The sequence below is a fragment of the Arthrobacter sp. ISL-65 genome (assembly GCF_018613795.1).
GTDB lineage: Bacteria > Actinomycetota > Actinomycetes > Actinomycetales > Micrococcaceae > Arthrobacter.
Genome location: NZ_JAGGPN010000020.1, coordinates 262,472 through 283,436 on the forward strand (window position 1 = coordinate 262,472; position 20,965 = coordinate 283,436).

A 20,965-nucleotide genomic window follows, 5' to 3' on the forward strand; every position below is an offset into this window, starting at 1 on the left:
CTATGACGATTTCCGTCAGCACCGACGTTCCGGCCGGCAAGGCTCCGCAAGGCACCGTTCCGGACGGCACTGTTCCCGACGGCCGAGTTTCCGACGGCTCTGTCCAGCACCTCAACATCGGCAGCCTGGAACTTGAGGCCGGGGGATTCCTGCCGGACGTGACCCTGGCCTACGAAACCTGGGGAACGCTCAACGAGGACGGTTCCAACGCCATCCTCGTTCAGCATGCCCTCACCGGGGACACGCACGTGACCCGGGGCGGCGCGGGGACTGAAGAAGGTTGGTGGGAACAGCTCGCCGGGCCCGGTGCGCCGGCGGACACCGACAGGTTCTTCGTCATTTCCATCAACATCCTGGGCGGCTGCTACGGGTCCACCGGGCCGTCGTCGACCGCTCCGGACGGCAAGCCCTGGGGTTCACGCTTTCCGCTGGTGACGCTGAGGGACTCCACCGTTGCCGAGGCGCGGCTGGCTGACCGGCTCGGCATCAGCAGCTGGCACGCCGTGGTGGGCGGGTCCATGGGCGGGGCACGCGCCCTCGAATGGGCAGTCACTTTCCCGGAGCGGGTGCGCCGCTGCGGTGTCATCTCCGTTGGCGCCAGGAGCACGGCCGAACAAATCGCCTTCGCCCAGGCGCAGACGCTTGCCATCCGGCAGGACCGCCATTTCAACGGCGGTGACTACTACGGCGGACCGGAACCCGCGGATGGCCTGGCGCTCGCACGGCGGATTGCACACATCACCTACCGGTCTGCCTACGAACTCGATTTCCGGTTCGGCAGGAACGCCCAGGCCGCTGAAGAGCCGCTGCAGGCCGATGCCCTGGCGGGCCGCGGCCGCTACCAGGTGGAGAGCTACCTCGACCACCAGGGCAACAAGCTGGTCCGGCGCTTCGACGCCAACAGCTACATCGCCCTGACGGAAGCACTCATGAGCCATGACGTCACCCGCGGGCGGGGAACGCTCAAGGAGGCCCTCGCCCGGACCACCGCCGACTTCTTCGTTGCGGCCGTGGAGTCAGACCGGCTGTACTTTCCCGCCCAGTCGCTGGAACTCGCCGAGTCCCTGCCGGGAAACGTGGATGTCCACATGATCGATTCGCCGATCGGTCACGACGGCTTCCTCACGGAGATCGGCCAGTTGAACGCCCAGCTCAGGGCACACCTCCTCAACTGACTTTAGGCCCGGTCCAGGCGGCCGAAGCCGACCGTAACGTGGCAACGCCCATGCCCTATGTGTGCATTAATGCAGATGCGCCCTGCACTATTCGGCGTTGAGCTTGCTTCATTGGCAGACCATACTCGTTGAATCCGGCGTTAGTGGTGCGCATCACACACCCTTCGCCATCGACCGGTCCCCGTGGCGTCGAGGAAGACGCCGAAGGAGTTTGCAATGAGTACGGAAAGCTCCGCCGCAAGGCGTGTAGAGGAAACCGACGTCAAGGCCTCAGGCCTCAAGAAAGTTGTCACGGCATCCATGGCCGGCACCGTCGTGGAGTGGTATGAGTTCTTCCTCTACGCTTCGGCTGCCACGCTGGTCTTCGGCAAGGCCTTCTTCCCCAACGCCGGCACCGAGCTGGACGGCATCATCGCCGCCTTCCTCACGTACGCGGTCGGATTCGTTGCCCGCCCGATCGGCGGCATCGTCTTCGGTCACTTCGGCGACAAGTTCGGCCGCAAGCAGCTGCTGCAGCTGAGCATCATCCTGGTTGGCGTCTCCACCTTCCTGATGGGCTGCCTGCCGACGTTCCAGCAGATCGGCTACTGGGCGCCCGCGCTCCTGGTGTTCCTGCGGTTCGCGCAGGGCTTCGCCGTTGGCGGTGAATGGGGCGGCGCGGTTCTCCTCGTCGCAGAGCACAGCCCCAGCAAGTCCCGCGGATTCTGGGCCAGCTGGCCGCAGTCGGCCGTGCCGATGGGCAACCTGCTCGCCACGGCCGTGCTGTTCATCCTGTCCTCGACGCTGACCCAGGAAGCCTTCCTTGGCTGGGGCTGGCGCGTGGCGTTCTGGCTCTCCGCGGTGATCGTCGTGATCGGCTATTACATCCGCACCAAGGTCAACGACGCCCCGATCTTCCTCGAAGCCCGCAAAGAGGTCGAGGCCGGGCACAAGGGCTACGGCGTTGCCGAGGTCTTCAAGCGCTACCCGCGCGGCGTCTTCACCGCCATGGGCCTTCGCTTTGCAGAAAACATCCTCTACTACCTCGTGGTGACGTTCTCCATCACCTACCTCAAGACCGTGGTCCAGGCCGACACGACGCGGATCCTGCTACTGCTGCTGATGGCCCACGCCGTGCACTTCGTGGCCGTTCCGCTGGTGGGCAAGCTTTCGGACCGCTTCGGCCGCAAGCCCGTCTACATGGCCGGCGCAATCCTGGGCGCCACTTGGGGTTTCTTCGCCTTCCCGATGATGGACACCAAGAACGACCTGATCATCCTGGCTTCCATCATGATCGGACTGCTGTTCCACGCGCTCATGTACGCCGGCCAGCCTGCGATCATGGCGGAAATGTTCCCCACCCGGATGCGCTACTCCGGCGTCTCCCTGGGCTATCAGGTGACCTCCATCGTCGCCGGCTCACTCGCTCCGATCATCGCCGCCTCGCTCCTTTCCACCTACAAGTCCTCCGTTCCGGTGGCCATCTACCTGCTCATCGCCTGCGCCATCACCGCCGTGGCGGTGTTCTTCCTGAAGGAGACCCGCGGCGTCTCGCTCCACGACGTGGACGCGGCCGACGCCCAGGGCACCGCGGACCTGCTCGCGGCCGGCAAGAAATAAACAAGGCGCCCTGGCCCAGACACCTACGAGCATTCAGCAGCTGCCCGGACCGCCATGCACGCGGGCCGGGCAGTTGCCCGTTCACCGACCCCAAGGATTTCCATGAAAGCAGCAGTCCTCTACTCGACCGTCCCCAGGACCGGTACTGCACCGCAGAAGCCCAGCTACACGGACGCCCGGCCCCTGGTGGTGCAGGAGCTGGATGGGCCGGAACCGCGCGCCGGTGAGCTGGGCGTTGCCATCACCTACTCCAGCCTGTGCCACTCGGATCTTTCTGTGGTGGACGGTTCACGGGTCCGGCCCCTTCCCATGGCGCTGGGCCACGAGGCGGTGGGGCGCGTCGTGTCCGTCGGCGCCGGCGTCTCCGACGTGTCGGTCGGCGACCACGTGGTGCTGGTCTTCGTCCCGAGCTGCGGGGACTGCCGCGCGTGCCGCTCCGGCCGTCCTGCGCTCTGCCACCGGGCGGCGGAGGTCAACGGCTCCGGCGACCTGCTGCACGGCGAGGCCCTGCTGCGGACGCCCTCGGGGGAGCGGATCAACCACCATCTGGGTGTCTCGGCCTTCGCCGACTACGCCGTGGTGGCCCGGGAATCGGTGGTGGTGATTGACGACGACGTCCCGGACACCGTTGGGGCGATGTTTGGTTGCGCTGTGCTCACCGGAATGGGAGCGGTGCTGAATACGGCCGTTGTCACGGCCGGCCAGTCGGTGGCCGTCTTCGGGCTCGGGGCGGTGGGCCTTTCCGCCGTCATGGCCGCCTCCCTCACGGGGGCCGGCAGCGTGATCGCCATCGATCCCAATCCCGGCAAGCACCAGCTCGCCCTCGATTGCGGTGCCACAGCCGTAGGGACGCCTGACGACGCGGCCAGACTCATCAAGGAAGCCGCCGGCGACGGCGTCGACGTCGCCATCGAAGCCGTTGGCTCTCCCGGTGTGATCGCCGCGTGCCTCGGGCACGTGACGCGGGGTGGCGCCGTGGTTTCGGTTGGCCTGCCCCATCCGTCGGCCGAGCTGACGGTGCCGGCGCTTCAGTTCGCCGGAGCCGGCAAACGGCTCCTCGGGTCGTACATGGGCGACGCCGTTCCCGGGCGCGACATCCCGCTCTACCTGGGTTACTGGCGCGAGGGCAGGCTGCCGGTGGAGCTGCTGCACACCGACACCAGGCCTCTCACCGAGATCAACGAGGGGCTGGACGCACTGGCATCAGGGCAGGTGGTACGGCGCCTGTTCCAGGCCTGACGGGGGCACGGCCTGACGGGGGCACGGCCTGACGGGGGCACGGCCTGAACTGGGTCAGGGCCTGAGGGCTGGGTGCCGGTCTGCGCCCGCTTCAGCCCGCCAGCACCGCTGCCCGGGCCTTCACTTCCTCCTTGAGGGACGCGACGACGGCCTGCACCGCGGCCGAGCGGAGGGATTCCGGCCGTGCCACCGCCCAGATGGGGAGCTGGCGCTCGAAGTCGTCGGCGAGCACGGGAACGAAGTCCGGTTGCCCGGCCAACATGAAATTCGGCAGCAGCCCTATGCCTGCGCCCTGCCGCACCGCCTCCATCTGGGCGAACACACTCGTGGCCTGGAAGCTCGAGCTGGGCATGGGCAGTTGCGAGGACCAGCGGTGCCCCAGCTCCGCCACCTGGAGCGCGGACTCAACGTAGGAGACAAAGCCGTGCTGCCCGACGTCGTCGAGCGTTTCCGGCAGACCGTGCTCCGCGGCGTAGCCGGGGCTGGCGTAGAGGCGCAGGTAGTAGTTGCTCAGGAAGATGGTCTGGGCGTTGCTGACGTCAGTCCGGCCCACCACGATCTCCAGGTCCACGCCGGATCTGTTCTGGCTGACCTTCCGCGTGGCGCTCAGCATCTCGATGTTCAGCTGCGGGTTCTGCTGCTGCAGCCGGACCAGCGCGGGCGTGACGAACACGGCTCCGACACCGTCCGTCGTGGCCACGCGCACCAGCCCGGACAGGGCGCTCTGGTCCTGGCTGATCAGGCCGGAGAGCGATCCGAGGGTGCTCTCGATGGCCTCCGCCGCCTCCACGGCGGACGCGCCGAGCTGGGTCAGTTCCCAGCCGTGCGGGCTGCGTTCGAGAGTGCGCCCGCCAAGCTGCTTGTCCAGGGCGAGGATCCGGCGGGAGATGGTGGTGTGGGTGGTGCCCAGCGTTTCCGCCACCGCGTTGAACCTGCCCAGGCGCGCAACTGTCAGCAGGATCAACAGGTCGTCCGGGCTGGGAAGGCGCCTTTGGTCCACGGCGAGCCTTTCGTCCATGTGCATCAGTGCACATACCGTCTGTAGTTTTTCCCCTTGATTGCACTCTAGCAGGGTGTGATGGTGGACACAGACCCTTCCGGCCCGTGCGGCCGGATCCGAAGCAAAGGAGCTTGCGAAATGGCAGTCATCGGTTGGATCGGCCTCGGCAACATGGGCGGTTTTATGTCCGCGAACCTGGCGAAGGCCGGGCACGACGTCCGCGGCTTTGACCTCAACCCCCCGGCGCTTGCCGCCGCCGAGGAGGCCGGCGTCAAGCCGGTTGGCAGCATTGCCGAGGCCGTCGACGGCGCTGACGTCGTGTTCACCATGCTGCCCAAGGGTGAGCACGCCCGTGCCGTATACCTGGGCCACGACGGCGTGCTGGCGCACGCTGACACCCGCACGCTGCTCGTGGACTCTTCCACCATCGATATTGCGTCCGCCCAGGAACTGCACGACGCCGCTGCTGCCGCCGGCTTCCACTTTGTGGATGCCCCCGTGTCCGGCGGCATGAGCGGGGCGAAGGCCGGGACGCTGACCTTCATGGTGGGTGGCGAGGAGGGGGCCGTCGCAGACGCCACCGGCTACATCGGGCCGATGGCAGCCAACATCATCCCCACCGGTGGCGCCACCACCGGGCAAGCGGCCAAAATCTGCAACAACCTGATGCTCTTCATCAACCTGGCGTCCACCGCCGAGGGGGCCGTCCTGGCAGACCGGCTGGGCCTGGACAAGCAGGTCTTCTGGGACATCGCGTCCGTTTCCTCGGGTGACTCCTGGGCGCTGCGGACCTGGTACCCGGTGCCCGGCGTGGTCCCCACCGCCGCCTCCAACAACGACTTTGCGCCCACCTTCACCACCGAACTGGCCAACAAGGACATCGGCCTTGCCATCAGCGCCGCCGAGGACACCGGCACGCCGCTCGAGATCGGCAAGCACGTCCAGCAGCTGTTCCAGCAGCTCATCGACGCCGGCGAAGCGGGCAAGGACTGCTCAATGATCATCAAGCTCGCCGACGGCTCGCTGGACTCCGCCAAGTAGCCCCTGCCACCGAATCTTCCCCACTCTGAAACACGAAAAGAGACTTCCCTTGGAAACCATTCCGCATTTCATCAACGGCAGCCGCGTCACCGACGCCGAACGCTTCGGCCCTGTCTTCAACCCCGCCACCGGCGACCAGGAGAAGCAGGTTGTCCTCGCCTCGGCGTCGAGGACCGAGGAAGCCATCGCAGCCGCCCGCGCGGCGCTGCCCGCGTGGCGGGCCACCAGCCTGGCCAAGCGCACCAACATCTTCTTCCGGGTCCGCGAGATCCTGAACCAGCGCAAGCCCGAGCTCGCGGCGATTCTCACCAGCGAGCACGGCAAGGTTCTCTCCGACGCTGCGGGTGAAATTTCCCGCGGCCTGGAAAACATCGAGTTTGCCACCGGCCTGTCCCACATGCTCAAGGGTGAGCGCTCCGAGCAGGTCTCCAACGGCGTCGACGTCCACTCCGTACGCCAGCCGGTGGGCGTCGTGGCCTGCATCACCCCCTTCAACTTCCCGGCCATGGTGCCGCTGTGGATGATCGGCAGTGCGCTGGCCTGCGGCAACACCGTGCTGCTGAAGCCAAGCGAGAAGGACCCGTCGGCCGCCATCTTCATCGCCGAGGCCTTTGCCGAGGCGGGGCTGCCCGCCGGCGTGCTGAACGTGGTCCAGGGTGACAAGGAAGCCGTTGACGTCCTGCTCGAGCACCCCGACGTCAAAGCCGTGAGCTTTGTCGGCTCGACGCCCATCGCGCAGTCGATCTACAAGCGGGCGGCCGACCACGGCAAGCGGGTCCAGGCCCTGGGCGGCGCGAAGAACCACATGGTTGTGCTGCCCGACGCCGACCTGGACATGGCGGCCGACGCTGCAGTTTCCGCGGCCTACGGTTCGGCGGGTGAACGCTGCATGGCCGTCAGCGTCCTGGTGGCGGTGGGTAACATCGCCGACGACCTGGTGCAGGCGATCTCCAGCCGCATGGCGGGCCTCAAGATCGGCCCGGGAACCGACCCGGCCTCCCAGATGGGTCCGCTGATTACCGCGGAGCACCGGGACCGCGTGGCCTCCTACGTTGCGGGAGCGGAAAACGAAGGTGCCACCGTCGTCGTCGACGGGCGCTCCCAGCAGTTCGATTCGAACGGCTTCTTCATCGGCGTCAGCCTGGTGGACCACGTAAAGCCGGGCATGAAGGTCTACGACGACGAGATCTTCGGCCCGGTCCTGTCAGTCGTCCGCGTCGACACGTACAGCGACGCCGTCCGGCTGGTGAACGAGAACGAGTTCGGCAACGGCACGGCCATCTTCACCCGCGACGGCGGCGCCGCACGGCAGTTCGAGTTCGACGTCGACGCCGGCATGGTGGGCGTAAATGTGCCCATCCCGGTCCCGGTGGGCACCTTCTCGTTCGGAGGCTGGAAGAACTCCCTGTTCGGCGACACCCACATGTACGGCCCGGACAGCATCCGGTTCTACACCCGCGGCAAGGTGGTCACCACGCGCTGGCCGGACCCGTCCACCTCGGTCATTGACCTCGGCTTCCCGCAGATCGACTGACCTCGAAACTCGGTTCCCGGGCCGGTCAAGACCGGTCTGGGCCTCAGCCCGCGTCCCGCAGCCACAAGCAGCGGCACGCGGGCTGTCGCCATTCCTGTGCGAACGGACACTTGAGGCCCTGCGGATGCGCGCCGGGGAGCTTGTAGCCGCTGCCTAGCCGTTCATGATGTCGTTGCGCCGGGCCATGTACTCCTCCATGGAGAGTTGGCCGTCGCTGTACTGCTGATCCAGCTCAGCCAGTTTCCGTGCACGGAACCCTTGCGGAGCCGACGGCGGCGGGGGAGCCGAGGGCGCCGGTCCAGAGGAAGGGGCCGGGTTCTGCTGTGGCTGGGGCTGGTTAGGGTACGGCTCGTTCGGGCCGGGCTGGTTCGGGTATGGCGGGTATTGCTGATCCGGGTATGGCTGATTCAGGGGCGGAAGCTCTTCCCGGCCACCGCGCTGGGGGAATCCCAATCCGCCGCTGAAGTAGTCCTGCTGCGTGTAGCCGTCCCGCGGCCGGTTGTCCGGACGGCCCTGGAATGGGCCTCCGAACGGGCTGCCCGGCTGATTGCCGAACTGGTCGGGTCCCGGATTGGGAAGCTGGCCCGGGTACTGTCCGGGCAGGCCGGGCCCTTGGTTCCGCTGTTGGACTGACCTCCGGTACATCCGCATGCCCATGGGAATCAGGACGGCCAGAATGATGATCCAGAAAAACAAGTCGAACACGGTGTAGCCTCCCGGTGAGTGTCCATTCCAGCTTAGTCCTGTCAGGAAACGCGCCCGGGATCCTTATGCCCACAGCGCACGGCTGCACCGGAAAGCTGCGCTGGAAGTCAGGATCCCGCCGGAATCCGGACTGTCGGTATTTCGAGGAAGTCCCCGTATTCAGCCACTGCCACCGCCAGCGCCTGCTCAGCGGCATGGCCGAGCGGCCGGGTGAGACGGATGTCGAGTTCGCAGCGCTGCGCGGCGGATCCGCGCCGGACCAGCGAGTGCCGCCAGGAGCCCGCCAGCACTCCATCGGACAGGACCACGTGCATGGGAGTGTCGCCAAAGGGATAGGCGGGCGCGGTTCCGCCGAAGTAATGCCGTGAGACCGAATAGCCCATGATGTATTCGTCGTAGCACTGGACCAGATCGATCTGCGGCCGCCCATCCCCGGCCCGCTCTGCTTCCAAGCCCCGCCCCGGTCCGCCACTGTGCCCCACTGTCTCCCCTCCCGAATCCGGCGGCCGAAGATAGAAGTCAGCGCCGTCGAAGCTGGCGGCAACGATGGCGCCCGGAGCGGTCTCCTCCGCCAGCGCCAACCCCTTGCGCACATCAGTCACCGTGAGTCCGGACCAGTCCGCGCAGTCCCGGACGGTGGCAGGCCCGCGGCTCCCGAAATACCGCAGCGCCAGGGCCGCCAACGACTCCTCCCGGGAGAGCACGGCAGCCGGGGCAGCCCCGGCGACGCGCTCATCGAACGCCGCGTACGTCTGCCGCAGGGCGCCGCCGGGACTTCGGACGGGCGCGCCGCTCACCAGCACGCCGCTGATCTCGGCATGCATGATCAGGTACGCGAGGCCGAGTCCCTTGGCGGCGAAGCCGGCACCCTGAAGCCTGGCGGCCAGCTGCTCGCGGGTGAGGTGCACTCCGCCGGCCACCGCTTCCGCGAGCACGTCGGCGCTCCTGGACGCTGCCTCATTGTCGATCCCCGTGCTGCGGTAGGTGCCGCCGTTCACTTGGTGCAGCCGGGGTGCGGACAAGGCCCGCAGCCACGGCAGGTCATCGCGGTGCACAAAATGCCAGGTGGGGCGCAGGATGTGAGTCCGGAGAATGCGACCGTCGGCAAGTGCCTGCTCCACGTCGACGGCCGTCGCGCCACCAGTCCGCTGGGCCAGGGACCAGCGCGCATAGGGGAACTCCTGCGCCTGTACGGCCAGCAGGTTCTTCACGGCTTCCTCCGCCGTGGCCGCCCGCGGCCCCCTCAGCTGCTGGCCGGTGAGCCGCGTCCGCAGCACCTCAAGGGGTTCCATGCCCGACGTCGCTCCTCACCTTTGGCGGTTCAGTCACCCTTAGCAGTTCAGTCAGCTTTGGGCGGTTCAGCCGCCTGACACAGCACCCGCCGAATCAACAGCCGCTCACCCCAGCCACCCGCCGGCTACTTCCGCTCGCGCTTCCATCCTGGACCGCAAGCGCCTGGCTACGCCACCGTAGGTTGTTACCAGTGGGTAACTGTAAGAATGGAGCCATGACTTTAGCCGACTCCTTTCCCGCCCCCGTTGTTCTGTGGTCCAAGCCTGAGGAAGCCAGGGCCGGCAAGCCACTGCTCGTCCTGCTGCACGGCTACGGCGCGAACGAGCAGGACCTCCTCAGCCTGGCTGACATGCTCCCGGACGAGTTCACGGTTGCGTCGGTCCGGGCACCCATCGCCATGGGACCGGGCTTTTCCTGGTTCCCGCTGACCGGCTCGATCGAATATTCCGTCGACGCCGTGAAGGCCGCGTCGGCGTACGTGCTCGACTGGCTGGACACGGTCAAGGCCAACCACCCGTCCGTGACCCTGCTTGGGTTCTCGATGGGCATGGCCATGGCCACCACGCTGCTGCGTCAGCGGCCCGCTGACTTTGCCGCTGTCGTCGGCCTTTCAGGCTTTGTGGTCAACGCTGAGTCCGACGGCGAGTTCCGTGACGCCGAGCTGGACGGAACAGTGCCGCTGTTCTGGGGCCGGGACCAGCAGGATCCGGTCATCACGCCGGACAAGATCGAGTACACGATGGGCTGGGTCCGCAAGCACGTGAAGCTGACCAAGGTGCTCTACACCGGCATGTGGCACGGCATCAACGCCCAGGAAGTAGGGCACGTGTCCGAGTTCCTCACCCACGAGGTACTTGCGAAATAGGCCCTCCTACAGAAGCAAGCTTTTACGCCTGGGGAGCGCTGACCCGGACGGTCTGGCCGTTCACCGTCACCGTGTCCCCGTTGTGAAGCTGCCGGCCGCGCCGGTCGTCGATCTCACCGTTGACCTTGACCAGGCCGTTCTTGATCAGCTCCGTAGCCTCCACGCCGTCCTCCACGAGGTTGGCGAGCTTCAGGAGCTGGCCCAGGCGGATCATGGTGTCGCGGATGGGGATCTCTTCGATTTCCGGGTTGCTCATACCAGTAATGATGCCTGACGTAAGGTGAAACCAATGACCCATGCACCCCGGCTGCCCCTTGCCGTGGGCCTTCCCATGGCCGTGGCCTCGGGCCTTGCCATTCCCGTCCAGGGGCGGATCAACGGGGCCCTTGGTGCACGCCTCGGTGACGGCATCGCCGCCGCCGTCGTCAGTTTCAGCACCGGGCTGATCGTGATGGTCGTCGTGTCCCTGCTGGCTCCCCGCGGGCGCGCCGGCCTCGCGCGGATCCTGCCCGCGCTGCGTGAACGCCGCTTCCCGCCGTACTACGCGCTCGCGGGCGGCATTGGTGCGTTCTTCGTCTTCGCGCAATCCTTCACCGTGGGGCTGCTGGGCATCGCCCTCTTCACCGTGGCGACCGTCACCGGACAGACCCTCAGCGGCCTCCTTGTTGACCGCTTGGGCATCGGCCCGGCGGGCAAGAAGTCCGTGACCGGTATCCGGGTCATTGGCTGTATCCTCACCATCGCGGCCGTTTCGTGGGCGGTGTCACCCCGCTTCGCTTCCGGCGCGGCCGGTGCGTCCGGTGGCGCGGCAGGCGCCGGGGCTGCCGACCCCGCAGCACTCCTGCTGCCGATCATCCTGCCGGTTCTCGCAGGCTTCCTTATGAGCTTCCAGCAGGGCATGAACGGCACCGCCACCGTGCACTACGGCACCCCGATCGCGGCCACGCTGGTGAACTTCATCGCCGGCACTTGCGTGCTGTGGGTGGCCTGGTCCATCAAGGTGGCCGTCGCCGGGCCGGCGAACCCGCTGCCGGCGGAATGGTGGTACTATCTCGGCGGGCCCATGGGCTGCGTGTTCATTGGTCTCGGCGCGCTGCTGGTGCGCAGCCTCGGGGTGCTGGTGACGGGCCTCGGCATGATCGCCGGCCAGCTGCTGGGGTCGCTCGGCCTGGACCTGCTGGTGCCGACGCCGGGCACCGTGGTGGAGGCTGCCACCGTTCTGGGGACCCTGCTGACCCTCGCTTCCATCGTCGTGGCCACACTGCCCTGGCCGCGGGGTGCCCTTCGAAGGTGAGGGGCGCCTTCCGGGGGCAGCTCCCGGTAGGCTAGGTCTCGCAGCTTCCTGCACTGTTTTCCCTTTCCCACGCCCCCGCCCGGCATCCAGCCGCGGTCCAGGGCCAGAGACACCGCGGACCGCACCCAGCGGCCCTGTAGAAATTGGAGTTCCCATGGCAGCAAAATCCGTCCTCGACCAGGTCATTTCCCTTTCCAAGCGGAGAGGTTTCGTTTTCCAGGCCGGCGAGATCTACGGAGGCTCGCGTTCCGCGTGGGACTACGGACCCCTCGGTGCCGAGCTGAAGGAAAACATCAAGCGCCAGTGGTGGCAGTCGGTGGTGCGCGGCCGCGAGGACGTGGTTGGCCTGGACTCCTCCGTGATCCTGCCCCGCCAGGTATGGGAGGCCTCCGGCCACGTGGAGGTCTTCTCTGACCCCCTCGTCGAGTGCCTGTCCTGCCACAAGCGCTACCGTGCCGACCACCTCGAAGAGGAATACGAGGAGAAGAAGGGCCGTCCCGCCGAGAACGGACTCAAGGACATCGCCTGCGCCAACTGCGGAACCCGCGGTGAATGGACCGAGCCGCAGGAATTTTCCGGTCTCCTGAAGACCTTCCTGGGCCCGGTGGCCAGCGAGGAAGGCCTGCACTACCTGCGCCCCGAAACCGCCCAGGGCATCTTCGTGAACTTCAACAACGTGCTCACCACCTCCCGGAAGAAGCCGCCGTTCGGCATCGGCCAGATCGGCAAGTCCTTCCGCAACGAGATCACGCCCGGAAACTTCATTTTCCGCACCCGTGAGTTCGAGCAGATGGAAATGGAATTCTTCGTGGAGCCGGGCACGGACGAAGAGTGGCACCAGTACTGGATGAAGGAGCGCATGTCCTGGTACACCGGCCTGGGCATCCGCGAGGAAAACCTCCGCTTCTTCGAGCACCCGTTGGAGAAGCTCAGCCACTACTCCAAGGGCACCACGGACATCGAATACCGCTTCGGCTTCCAGGGCTCCGAGTGGGGCGAGCTGGAAGGCATCGCCAACCGCACGGACTTCGACCTCTCCACGCACGCCAAGGCCTCCGGGACGGACCTCAGCTACTTCAACCAGGCCACCAACGAGCGCTTCACCCCGTACGTGATCGAGCCGGCCGCCGGCCTGACCCGGTCCTTCATGGCGTTCCTCATCGACGCCTACACCGAGGACGAGGCCCCCAACGCCAAGGGCGGCGTGGACGTCCGCACCGTGCTCAAGCTTGACCCGCGGCTCGCCCCGGTCAAGGCTGCTGTGCTGCCGCTCAGCCGCAACGAGGACCTCTCCCCGAAGGCCAAGGACCTGGGCACCCAGCTGCGCAAGAACTGGAACATCGACTTTGACGACGCCGGGGCCATCGGCCGCCGTTACCGCCGCCAGGATGAGATCGGCACCCCGTTCTGCATCACCGTGGACTTCGACACGCTCGAGGACCAGGCGGTCACCATCCGTGAACGCGACACCATGAGCCAGGAACGCGTGTCCCTGGACAAGGTGGAGGGCTACCTGGCCGCCCGGCTGATCGGCGCCTAGGCGTGGCGATCCAATACCGTGAATGGCGCGAGGGCGACGACCTCGCCCTGCTGGAGGTCTGGGGCGACCCGGAAACCGACCAGGCGGGCCAGTTCCGCGGCACCCTCGCGCCCTCGGGCAACGCGCCGTGGCGGCGCTGCATCGTGGCCGAGGACGTCGTCGACGGAGTGGCCATCCCGGTTGCCGCTGGCGTGGTCCACGAGGCCAGCCTGCACCCGGAGCGGCTGTGGGTGTACGTCGAAGTGGCACGGGACCACCGCCGGTCAGGCATCGGTTCCACGCTGCTCATGATGCTGCGCCGCGAGGCGGAGGGATCGCCGTCGGGCGTTACCCGGCTGCGCTGCAAGGTGGAGCCGGGTACCTCCGGTGCCGCCTTCGCGGAGGCCGCGGGGCTCACCCCGATCCAGCACACCCGGCTCGTCGTGGTGGAGCCGGCGGCCCTGAAGCTGCCGGTCTTCGGCGACGGTTCCGAGGAAGCGGCGTCGGAGCGCATCGAGGACCTGGCCACCGGCTCGGTGGAGCTTTCAGACGTCGTGGGACGGTACTACTCGTCCGTCCACGGCTGGGACAGCCCGGGTGAACTGGGCATCGGCACGGTGCAGCGGCTGTTCCTGGACGAGCTCAGCGGTGCGCACGGCGCGATCGTGCTGCGCGCCCCGAAAGCCAGCGCCTTCGGGTCCGGCGTGCCGGCAAGCCGCAAGGGCAGGATCCAGGCCTTCGCGATCAGCTATGCGCAGGGGAATTCCGATCACCCCTCCGATGTGTTCGTCGGCCATGAGCCGGAGCTGGATGCCGACGAGGCGCAGGCCGCGGTCCGCGACCTGCTGGCACTCATCGCGTACCAATACCCGGTGCTCATGGAAGTGGACGATTCAATGACAGCGCTGCGCGCCGTCGTCGGGCCCCTGATGGAAGCGGGCAAGGCCCGGCGCCAGGGCTCCGAGACGTTCGTCGTCTCCGACTGACCCAACCCAGTAGCAGCACAGGGGGTTCCCAGCCTTGGGAACGCCCTGTGCTGCTACTCACTTGGGGTGTTCCCCTCCGGGGCCGCTGTTGTTCGGGAAGTACGACGGCGGTCCCTCGCCAGATCGGCGGCATCGAGCCTTTGGCGTTCCGCCTCGGACATTGCGCCGCCCCCGAGATCCGCCGGCAGCCACCAGTCGCCCGGCCGCACCGCCACGGGGAAGCTGGCGATGGCGGCGTCGATTCCGGCCTGGAGCGTCCTGCGGAGCCGCGCCGTTTCGGCGTCGGCATCGATACCCGTGGCCAGATGCAAGGGCTCACCGATGTGCACGCGGACCGGCGCGCGGCTGACGCTGTGCAGCGGAAGGCCGTTGCCGCGGGTCAGGATCCGGTGGGCACCCCAGACGGATACCGGAATGAGCGGCACGCCCGCCTCGGCCGCCATCCTCACGGCCCCGGTCTTGCATTCGCGGACCCTGAAGCTGCGGCTGACCCCGGCCTCGGGCAGGACGGCCAAGTATTCACCGGCGCGGAGTCTGGCCACTGCGTCGTCATAGGCCGTAGTTCCCGAACCGTAGCCCACCACCACCTGGCCCGCTGCGCTGATGAAAGGACCCGCCAGCCAGTGGTCTGCGGCTCCCTGATGGATCATGAACCGCAGCTGCCCGCGGTTGTGCGCCCAGAACACAAGCTCGGCGGCCGCGAAGTCCAGATAGCCGAAGTGGGTGATGGCGACGACGGCACCGGCTTTCCCGTCCGGCAGGTTTTCCTGCCCGGTCACAATCAGGCGGATCCGGAACAGCCACCGCAGGAATAGCCCTGCCCGTACGAGGAGGCGGTAGAAGCGGTCGCTGGCAGCGGGGGTCCAGGACATAGGGTTCCTGCCGCCCTTCAGTGGCGCCGGGGCGGCCAGGGGATGAAGCCGCTGGTGGACTGCATGTATTCACGGTAGCCGGGGCGGCCTGACATGGCCCTCTCCGTGAGCGGCTTCCCGGTCTTGGCGGCCAGCGTCCAGATCATCAGCGCGGGGGAGAGGACAGTCAGCACCCCAGGCCAGGACTCCGCCACGGTGAGGAACAGCCCTGCCCAGACCGCGGCGTCGCCGAAGTAGTTGGGGTGCCTCGTATAGCGCCGCAGTCCGGTGTTGAGGACGGTTCCCCGGCGGGCCGGATCATTCTTGAACTGCTCCAGCTGCCGGTCGCCCACTGACTCGAAGACGAACCCGGTCAGCCACACAGCCGAACCCGCCACGGCCAGCGGCCCCAGCGGACCGGTCGAGAACATGCCCACCTGAATGGTCAGCGAGACGAAGAACATCACGAGGCCCTGTGGCAGGTAGACCCGGCGGAGGGCATAGGCGTTCCGGGACCCGCGTGCTCCTTTGAGTAACGCCACGTAGCGGGGGTCCTCATGGCCGCCGCGCGCCCGGCGACCGATATGAGCGCCGAGCCGGATTCCCCAGATACCCGTCAGAACCAGCAGGAGTACCCGCCTGCCGCTGTCACCGTCCGAGGCCGAGAGGACAAACGAGATCACCGCGACGACGACAAAGCCCGGACCCCACGCCACGTCCATCACCGAATGCCGCGCTTGGCCGACGGCCCCGGCACCGATGGCAACGGCGTACGTGACGGCAAGCACGAGCACCACGCCCAGTGCTGTCCACGGCAGGCTGGCCATGAACGCCTCCAACGGAAACGGGCTCATGAAAGTGGTCGCCTCCCTAAAACCGCCGCCTCAAAACTGCCCGTAACAACTCTCACAGGGCACCAACTGTTAGAGGACAACGGGCAGTGCCTCGCCGGACGGGGGCAGCACCCTGTCCAGGGCTGCGGCGGACGCGGAGGACCCCGCCTCGGGAACTCCGGTCCGTTCCAGGAAGGCCTTCATCAGGAACCCCGTGGCCAGCCTGTGCCACAGCCAGACCCTCCGGAACATGAAGTGCCCGGCCCCGCGGAGCGAGACGTACCTCATCTCCGCCGCTCCCGCCGCCGCTCGACGCGCGAACCGCAGCGATGCCGCCGGGCTCGTCCACCGGTCCTCGTCCCCGTGCACGATCAGCACTTTACGTCCGGTGACCGCGGCGGCGGGAGTGGCACCGTCGAGCCACGGAGCCAGCGCCACCACGGCATCCACGGCCGGTTCGTCCGCCGCGCAGATGGCGGTGAGGCCGCCCATCGAATGCCCCAGCAGGTAGACGGGCACGCCGGGGTGCTCCGCGCGGATTTTGGCCAGCGCCCAACGCGCATCCTTCAAAGGGGTCATGTCCTCGCCGTTCCAGCCCCGCACGCTGTTCCGCAGGACCCAGACCTCCAGGCCGTGCTTTTTGCCGGCACCGTGCAGGTGGCGGGCGAACGGGACCATCCGCGCCGGGCTCAGGTGCCGGGCCTGGACGGGCTCAAAGCTGCGCGACTTGCCGCCATGCAGCACCAGGGCCACACCGCGGGTGGGACCGGATGGGGCCAGAACCGTCAGCACCGCTTCGTGGTCAGTTCGGTGGTGGCTCACTGCTGCATCCTCCGACACTTCGTCGTTCATTTATCAACCCTATGGCGGCCGCCGTAGAGTTCAAGCATGAGGTTTAGCTGCTGATGGGTGCAGGTCACTCCCACGGTCACACAGAGCATTCGGAGCCAACCGCTGAAGCGATGGCCGCCCGCAGGAAAGCAAACAGGATCCTGGCTGCGGTGCTAATCCCGCTGACCCTGCTGACCCTTGCGGCCATGGCGGCTCTCTGGCCCTCGGGCAGCAAGGAAGGCCTGACCCTGGCCAACCCGTATGCCGCAGCTCCGGGCGTCACTTTCGACACGGGACGGATCCAGCGTGTCGTCACCGAGAGCTGCACGCAGGCGTCAGCCGGAGAGGGCACACCCGGAGACACGACAGCCCAAGACGGCACGGCCCAGGGCAACACGGACGGCGGCTCGCAGTGCACCTTTGCGTTCACCGAGCCGGACAAGGGCGGCAACCCGGTCAAAGTGGTGATCAACCCGGATATCGCCAAGTCGCACGGCGTCAAGGTGGGCGACAACATCCGCTACCTGAACCTGTCCCACGCCCAGGCGGCTGCCAGCGGTGCCGATGCTCCGGCGGCCCAGGGGTCGCCGTCGTACATCTTTGTGGACTTTGTCCGCACCATGCCGATCATCCTGCTGGCCATCCTCTACGCCGTCGTGGTGGTGGCCGTGGCGCGCTGGCGAGGGCTGCGCGCCCTGATTGGCCTCGTCGGCGCGTACTTTGTGTTGGGCAGCTTCATGCTCCCGGGCCTCGTGGAGGGGAAACCGCCGCTCCTGCTGGCCCTGGTCGGCTCGACGGTAATCATGATCGGGGTGCTGTACTTCGCGCACGGATTCTCGGCGCGGACCTCGACGGCGCTGCTGGGCACCATTTTCGGGCTGGGCATCACCGCCCTGCTGGCGGCCTGGGCCACCGACGCTGCGAATCTCGCAGGCGTGGGAAGCCACGACGCAGCCACGCTGGTGAACATCTCGGACAGCATCTCCATCTCCGGCATCATCCTGTGCGGACTCATCATTTCCGGGCTCGGCGTGCTGAACGACGTCACCATCACCCAGTCATCCGCGGTGTGGGAACTGTATGAACTCGCTCCCAACACGAGTGCGCGGAAGCTGTTCTCCTCGGCCATGCGGATCGGCCGCGACCACATCGCCTCCACCGTGTACACCATTGCGTTCGCCTATGCGGGGGCCGCCCTGCCCATCCTCATCATCGTGATGCTCTACAACCGTCCGCTGGGGGAGGCGCTGACCAGCGCCGAACTGTCCGAGGAGGTCATCCGCACGCTGGTCGGCTCCATCGGCCTGGTCCTGGCGATTCCGGTCACCACGCTGATCGCCGTGCTGGTGGTCAAGGCCACGGGCGTCCGGTCGGCTGAACTGCCCCGCCCGTCGGATGCTGGTTCCCACCCGGGCGGCCATGCCGCCATAACGGCCGACGACGTCGACGACACCGGCGCGCTCGCGGCGGCCGCGGCGGTGGCTGGCCGGGAACGTGCCGAAGCCGATGCGCCGTCGGCGACCCGGCGGGGACGGCGTTCCGCGCCACGTGAATGAGTACAGCGGGAGTGGGCAGAGCGGGATCACGCGCAGGGGGATTAAATACAGTGGGACTCATTGCCGCCGTCGGCATCCCGCCCGGAATTCTGCCCGATTTGTCCGGCTTTGAGACAATGGACGGGTGACTGTTGTAGCAACGCCTCCCGCCCCCCGGCTGGAACTTCCGCCGCTGAAACTCGGCCCCATCACCGTGGACACCCCGGTGGTGCTCGCCCCCATGGCCGGAATCACCAACACCGCCTTCCGCAGGCTCTGCCGTGAATACGGCGGCGGCCTGTACGTGGCGGAGATGGTTACCTCCCGTGCCCTGGTGGAGCGCACGCCGGAATCGCTGCGCATCATCTCGCACGACGACGACGAGAAAGTCCGGTCCGTCCAGCTCTACGGCGTGGACCCGGTGACCGTGGGTGCGGCCGTCCGCATGCTGGTGGAGGAGGACCGGGCGGACCACATCGACCTCAACTTCGGCTGCCCGGTGCCCAAGGTCACCCGGCGTGGCGGCGGATCGGCCCTGCCCTGGAAGATCGACCTCTTCACGGCCATCGTGCAGACCGCCGTGAAGGAGGCGTCCAAGGGCGGCATCCCGCTGACCATCAAAATGCGCAAGGGAATCGATGATGACCACCTGACGTACCTCGACGCCGGCCGGATCGCGCGCGATTCCGGGGTTTCCGCCGTCGCCCTTCACGGCCGCACGGCGGCGCAGTTCTACTCCGGCCAGGCGGACTGGTCCGCCATCGCCCGCCTGCGCGAGGCCCTTCCGGACATTCCGGTGCTGGGCAACGGCGACATCTGGTCCGCCGAGGACGCCGTCCGCATGGTCCGCGAAACCGGCGTCGACGGCGTCGTTATTGGCCGCGGCTGCCAGGGCCGGCCCTGGCTGTTCGGCGACCTGCAGGCAGCGTTCGATGGCAGCGACCAGCGGCACCGTCCCGGCCTGCGCGAGGTGGCCGAGGGCGTCTACCGGCACGCCGAACTCATGGTCGAAACCTTCGGCAACGACGAATACAAGGCGCTGCGGGAGATCCGCAAGCACATGGCCTGGTACTTCAAGGGCTACGTGGTGGGCAGCGAACTGCGGACGAAACTGGCCACCGTGCCCACGCTCGAAGTGCTCCGCGAACTGCTGGACCAGCTGGACACGGACCTGCCGTATCCCGGCGTCGATTCCGAAGGGCCCCGCGGGCGCGCCGGTTCACCCAAGAAACCGGCCCTGCCCAAGGACTGGCTGCTCAGCCGCCAGCTGAACGAGGACCAGTCGCGGGACATCGCCGCGGCGGAACTGGATGTGTCCGGTGGCTGAAAGCCGGCTGGCGGAAGCCCGCACCACACCGCAGGCGCTGCCGGGCTACGAAGCCCGCGATACCGCCCGGTGGGTGGAGGAGCCACCGAAGAGCACGTACCGCTCCGACTTCGAGCGCGACCGCGCCCGCGTGCTGCACTCCTCGGCGCTGCGCAGGCTCGGCGCCAAGACGCAGGTGGTGGCCCCGGACACCGACGACTTTGTCCGCACCCGGCTGACGCACAGCCTCGAAGTGGCGCAGGTGGGCCGGGAACTGGGCCGCGCCCTCGGTTGCGACCCCGATGTGGTGGACACCGCCTGCCTCAGCCATGACCTCGGCCACCCGCCGTTCGGGCACAACGGTGAATCGGCGCTCAACGAGATGGCCCACGCGATCGGCGGGTTCGAGGGCAACGCCCAGACCCTGCGGCTGCTCAGCCGGCTGGAACCGAAGGTGCTCGACCCGGAGGGCAGGCCCGCCGGCCTGAACCTCACCCGGGCCAGCCTTGACGCGGCCGCGAAGTACCCGTGGTCCGCCCTGGACGCCCCCGTGATCCACGGCCAGCGGACCAGCAAGTTCGGCGCGTATGAGGACGACCTGCCCATCTTCAACTGGATCCGGGAAGGCGCCCCCGAACGGCGGTCCTGCCTCGAGGCGCAGGTCATGGACCTCGCGGACGACATCTCCTACTCGGTGCACGACGTTGAAGACGCCATCGTGGCCGGGCACTTCCAGCTGCGCTGGATGGACAACCCGGACCACCGGGCACGCGTGGTGGGCTACGCCAAGCAGTGGTACCTGCCGCACAACGATCCTGCCGCCATCGATGCGGCCCTCGCCCGGCTGGAAGCCACCGATGTCTGGGTGCGCGAGGCGGACGGCAGCCGCAAGTCGATGGCGGCGCTGAAGGACATGACCAGCCAGCTCATCGGCAGGTTCTGTCAGAGCGCGCTGGAAACCACCCGTGCCGTCTACGGCCCGGCGAACCTGACCCGCTACAACGCCGAACTCATGGTCCCCGACGAGACCGTCATGGAGATCGCGGTGATGAAGGGCCTGGCCACCACGTTCGTGATGACTACGGACCACCGGCAGCCCATCTACGAGCGCCAGCGCGAGGTGCTCCACGCCCTGGTGACGGCGCTTAACGCCTCCGGTGACCGCCACCTTGAGCCCATGTTCGCCGCCGACTGGCGCGAAGCAGCCGACGACGCCGCCCGGCTCCGGGTGGTCATCGACCAGGTGGCATCGCTGACGGACGGCTCCGCGCTGGCCATGTACGAACGGCTCGTGGGCAGCCTTCCGTCCCTGTGGTGAGATTGGACGCACCAGTCCACATACGCCCCGGAAGTGCTGCT

General features: G+C 67.5%; 19 protein-coding genes. 12 read left to right on the forward strand and 7 right to left on the reverse strand.

Features of this window, described 5'->3' with window-relative positions; all coding sequences use genetic code 11:
• Positions 1 to 2: 2 nt before the first annotated feature.
• The 3 genes from J7I85_RS09445 (at position 3) to J7I85_RS09455 (ending at position 4,013) form a co-directional block, all read left to right on the forward strand.
• The gene (locus J7I85_RS09445) at positions 3 to 1,175 is read left to right on the forward strand and encodes a homoserine O-acetyltransferase (protein ID WP_214850503.1); all 1,173 of its coding nucleotides are present in this window, start codon (positions 3 to 5) and stop codon (positions 1,173 to 1,175) included.
• Positions 1,176 to 1,391: 216 nt separating this feature from the next.
• Positions 1,392 to 2,774 carry an MFS transporter gene (locus tag J7I85_RS09450; RefSeq protein ID WP_214850506.1) on the forward strand — a complete coding sequence of 461 codons (1,383 nt, stop codon included), beginning with the start codon at positions 1,392 to 1,394 and terminating at the stop codon, positions 2,772 to 2,774.
• A 102-nt stretch (positions 2,775 to 2,876) separates the two neighbouring features.
• Entirely contained in the window at positions 2,877 to 4,013 is a 1,137-nt protein-coding gene (locus J7I85_RS09455) for an alcohol dehydrogenase catalytic domain-containing protein (protein ID WP_214850513.1), read from the forward strand.
• A gap of 91 nt (positions 4,014 to 4,104) precedes the next feature.
• Here the strand turns inward: J7I85_RS09455 and J7I85_RS09460 are convergent, their stop codons facing one another.
• Positions 4,105 to 5,037, reverse strand: a complete 933-nt coding sequence (locus tag J7I85_RS09460; RefSeq protein WP_214850516.1) for a LysR family transcriptional regulator — start codon at positions 5,035 to 5,037, stop codon at positions 4,105 to 4,107.
• 114 nt (positions 5,038 to 5,151) lie between these two features.
• Between J7I85_RS09460 and mmsB the strand changes: the two genes are divergently transcribed.
• Positions 5,152 to 6,054, forward strand: coding sequence for a 3-hydroxyisobutyrate dehydrogenase (gene mmsB, locus J7I85_RS09465; RefSeq protein WP_214850520.1), 903 nt, complete (start codon positions 5,152 to 5,154; stop codon positions 6,052 to 6,054).
• 49 nt (positions 6,055 to 6,103) lie between these two features.
• Positions 6,104 to 7,588: a CoA-acylating methylmalonate-semialdehyde dehydrogenase gene (locus J7I85_RS09470; protein WP_214850523.1), complete on the forward strand. Its 1,485-nt coding sequence runs from the start codon at positions 6,104 to 6,106 to the stop codon at positions 7,586 to 7,588.
• A 153-nt stretch (positions 7,589 to 7,741) separates the two neighbouring features.
• Here the strand turns inward: J7I85_RS09470 and J7I85_RS09475 are convergent, their stop codons facing one another.
• The gene (locus J7I85_RS09475) at positions 7,742 to 8,293 is read right to left on the reverse strand and encodes a hypothetical protein (RefSeq protein WP_214850526.1); all 552 of its coding nucleotides are present in this window, start codon (positions 8,291 to 8,293) and stop codon (positions 7,742 to 7,744) included.
• A 107-nt stretch (positions 8,294 to 8,400) separates the two neighbouring features.
• Complete coding sequence (locus tag J7I85_RS09480; protein WP_214850529.1) at positions 8,401 to 9,585, reverse strand: winged helix DNA-binding domain-containing protein; 1,185 nt, start codon at positions 9,583 to 9,585, stop codon at positions 8,401 to 8,403.
• Between the two features lie 215 nt (positions 9,586 to 9,800).
• Here J7I85_RS09480 and J7I85_RS09485 point away from each other — a divergent pair, with 215 nt between their 5' ends.
• Positions 9,801 to 10,451, forward strand: a complete 651-nt coding sequence (locus J7I85_RS09485; protein WP_214850532.1) for an alpha/beta hydrolase — start codon at positions 9,801 to 9,803, stop codon at positions 10,449 to 10,451.
• A gap of 22 nt (positions 10,452 to 10,473) precedes the next feature.
• Here the strand turns inward: J7I85_RS09485 and J7I85_RS09490 are convergent, their stop codons facing one another.
• Positions 10,474 to 10,707 (reverse strand): RNA-binding S4 domain-containing protein, encoded by a 234-nt coding sequence (locus J7I85_RS09490; protein ID WP_003802087.1) that lies wholly within the window; start codon positions 10,705 to 10,707, stop codon positions 10,474 to 10,476.
• A 33-nt stretch (positions 10,708 to 10,740) separates the two neighbouring features.
• On the opposite strand from J7I85_RS09490, the gene J7I85_RS09495 reads away from it, so the two are divergent.
• From J7I85_RS09495 to J7I85_RS09505, 3 genes are all read left to right on the forward strand, one after another.
• Positions 10,741 to 11,745: a DMT family transporter gene (locus J7I85_RS09495; RefSeq protein WP_214850534.1), complete on the forward strand. Its 1,005-nt coding sequence runs from the start codon at positions 10,741 to 10,743 to the stop codon at positions 11,743 to 11,745.
• 154 nt (positions 11,746 to 11,899) lie between these two features.
• A complete protein-coding gene (locus J7I85_RS09500; protein WP_214850536.1) occupies positions 11,900 to 13,285 on the forward strand; it encodes a glycine--tRNA ligase in 1,386 nt (461 codons plus the stop codon).
• Between the two features lie 2 nt (positions 13,286 to 13,287).
• Positions 13,288 to 14,250 carry a GNAT family N-acetyltransferase gene (locus J7I85_RS09505; RefSeq protein ID WP_214850539.1) on the forward strand — a complete coding sequence of 321 codons (963 nt, stop codon included), beginning with the start codon at positions 13,288 to 13,290 and terminating at the stop codon, positions 14,248 to 14,250.
• A gap of 53 nt (positions 14,251 to 14,303) precedes the next feature.
• Here the strand turns inward: J7I85_RS09505 and J7I85_RS09510 are convergent, their stop codons facing one another.
• From J7I85_RS09510 to J7I85_RS09520, 3 genes are all read right to left on the reverse strand, one after another.
• Entirely contained in the window at positions 14,304 to 15,122 is an 819-nt protein-coding gene (locus J7I85_RS09510; protein WP_214850542.1) for a 1-acyl-sn-glycerol-3-phosphate acyltransferase, read from the reverse strand.
• A gap of 17 nt (positions 15,123 to 15,139) precedes the next feature.
• Positions 15,140 to 15,955 carry a DUF1295 domain-containing protein gene (locus J7I85_RS09515; RefSeq protein WP_214850545.1) on the reverse strand — a complete coding sequence of 272 codons (816 nt, stop codon included), beginning with the start codon at positions 15,953 to 15,955 and terminating at the stop codon, positions 15,140 to 15,142.
• Positions 15,956 to 16,024: 69 nt separating this feature from the next.
• Complete coding sequence (locus tag J7I85_RS09520) at positions 16,025 to 16,786, reverse strand: alpha/beta hydrolase (protein WP_214850548.1); 762 nt, start codon at positions 16,784 to 16,786, stop codon at positions 16,025 to 16,027.
• A 110-nt stretch (positions 16,787 to 16,896) separates the two neighbouring features.
• Here J7I85_RS09520 and J7I85_RS09525 point away from each other — a divergent pair, with 110 nt between their 5' ends.
• The 3 genes from J7I85_RS09525 (at position 16,897) to J7I85_RS09535 (ending at position 20,924) form a co-directional block, all read left to right on the forward strand.
• Positions 16,897 to 18,321, forward strand: coding sequence for a YibE/F family protein (locus J7I85_RS09525; RefSeq protein WP_251024108.1), 1,425 nt, complete (start codon positions 16,897 to 16,899; stop codon positions 18,319 to 18,321).
• Positions 18,322 to 18,445: 124 nt separating this feature from the next.
• Positions 18,446 to 19,627, forward strand: coding sequence for a tRNA dihydrouridine synthase DusB (gene dusB / locus J7I85_RS09530; protein ID WP_214850555.1), 1,182 nt, complete (start codon positions 18,446 to 18,448; stop codon positions 19,625 to 19,627).
• Entirely contained in the window at positions 19,611 to 20,924 is a 1,314-nt protein-coding gene (locus J7I85_RS09535) for a deoxyguanosinetriphosphate triphosphohydrolase (protein ID WP_214850557.1), read from the forward strand. The genes dusB and J7I85_RS09535 overlap by 17 nt, the downstream gene beginning before the upstream one ends.
• The last annotated feature ends 41 nt before the right edge of the window (positions 20,925 to 20,965 follow it).

Bases quoted from the DNA above. Each gene is read 5' to 3' on its own strand.
- J7I85_RS09445 (WP_214850503.1), top strand. From the start codon at position 3: ATGACGATTTCCGTCAGCACCGACGTTCCGGCCGGCAAGGCTCCGCAA.
- J7I85_RS09450 (WP_214850506.1), top strand. From the start codon at position 1,392: ATGAGTACGGAAAGCTCCGCCGCAAGGCGTGTAGAGGAAACCGACGTC.
- J7I85_RS09455 (WP_214850513.1), top strand. From the start codon at position 2,877: ATGAAAGCAGCAGTCCTCTACTCGACCGTCCCCAGGACCGGTACTGCA.
- J7I85_RS09460 (WP_214850516.1), bottom strand. From the start codon at position 5,037: ATGCACATGGACGAAAGGCTCGCCGTGGACCAAAGGCGCCTTCCCAGC.
- mmsB (WP_214850520.1), top strand. From the start codon at position 5,152: ATGGCAGTCATCGGTTGGATCGGCCTCGGCAACATGGGCGGTTTTATG.
- J7I85_RS09480 (WP_214850529.1), bottom strand. From the start codon at position 9,585: ATGGAACCCCTTGAGGTGCTGCGGACGCGGCTCACCGGCCAGCAGCTG.
- J7I85_RS09485 (WP_214850532.1), top strand. From the start codon at position 9,801: ATGACTTTAGCCGACTCCTTTCCCGCCCCCGTTGTTCTGTGGTCCAAG.
- J7I85_RS09490 (WP_003802087.1), bottom strand. From the start codon at position 10,707: ATGAGCAACCCGGAAATCGAAGAGATCCCCATCCGCGACACCATGATC.
- J7I85_RS09495 (WP_214850534.1), top strand. From the start codon at position 10,741: ATGACCCATGCACCCCGGCTGCCCCTTGCCGTGGGCCTTCCCATGGCC.
- J7I85_RS09500 (WP_214850536.1), top strand. From the start codon at position 11,900: ATGGCAGCAAAATCCGTCCTCGACCAGGTCATTTCCCTTTCCAAGCGG.
- J7I85_RS09510 (WP_214850542.1), bottom strand. From the start codon at position 15,122: ATGTCCTGGACCCCCGCTGCCAGCGACCGCTTCTACCGCCTCCTCGTA.
- J7I85_RS09515 (WP_214850545.1), bottom strand. From the start codon at position 15,955: ATGAGCCCGTTTCCGTTGGAGGCGTTCATGGCCAGCCTGCCGTGGACA.
- J7I85_RS09520 (WP_214850548.1), bottom strand. From the start codon at position 16,786: ATGAACGACGAAGTGTCGGAGGATGCAGCAGTGAGCCACCACCGAACT.
- J7I85_RS09525 (WP_251024108.1), top strand. From the start codon at position 16,897: ATGGCCGCCCGCAGGAAAGCAAACAGGATCCTGGCTGCGGTGCTAATC.
- J7I85_RS09535 (WP_214850557.1), top strand. From the start codon at position 19,611: ATGTGTCCGGTGGCTGAAAGCCGGCTGGCGGAAGCCCGCACCACACCG.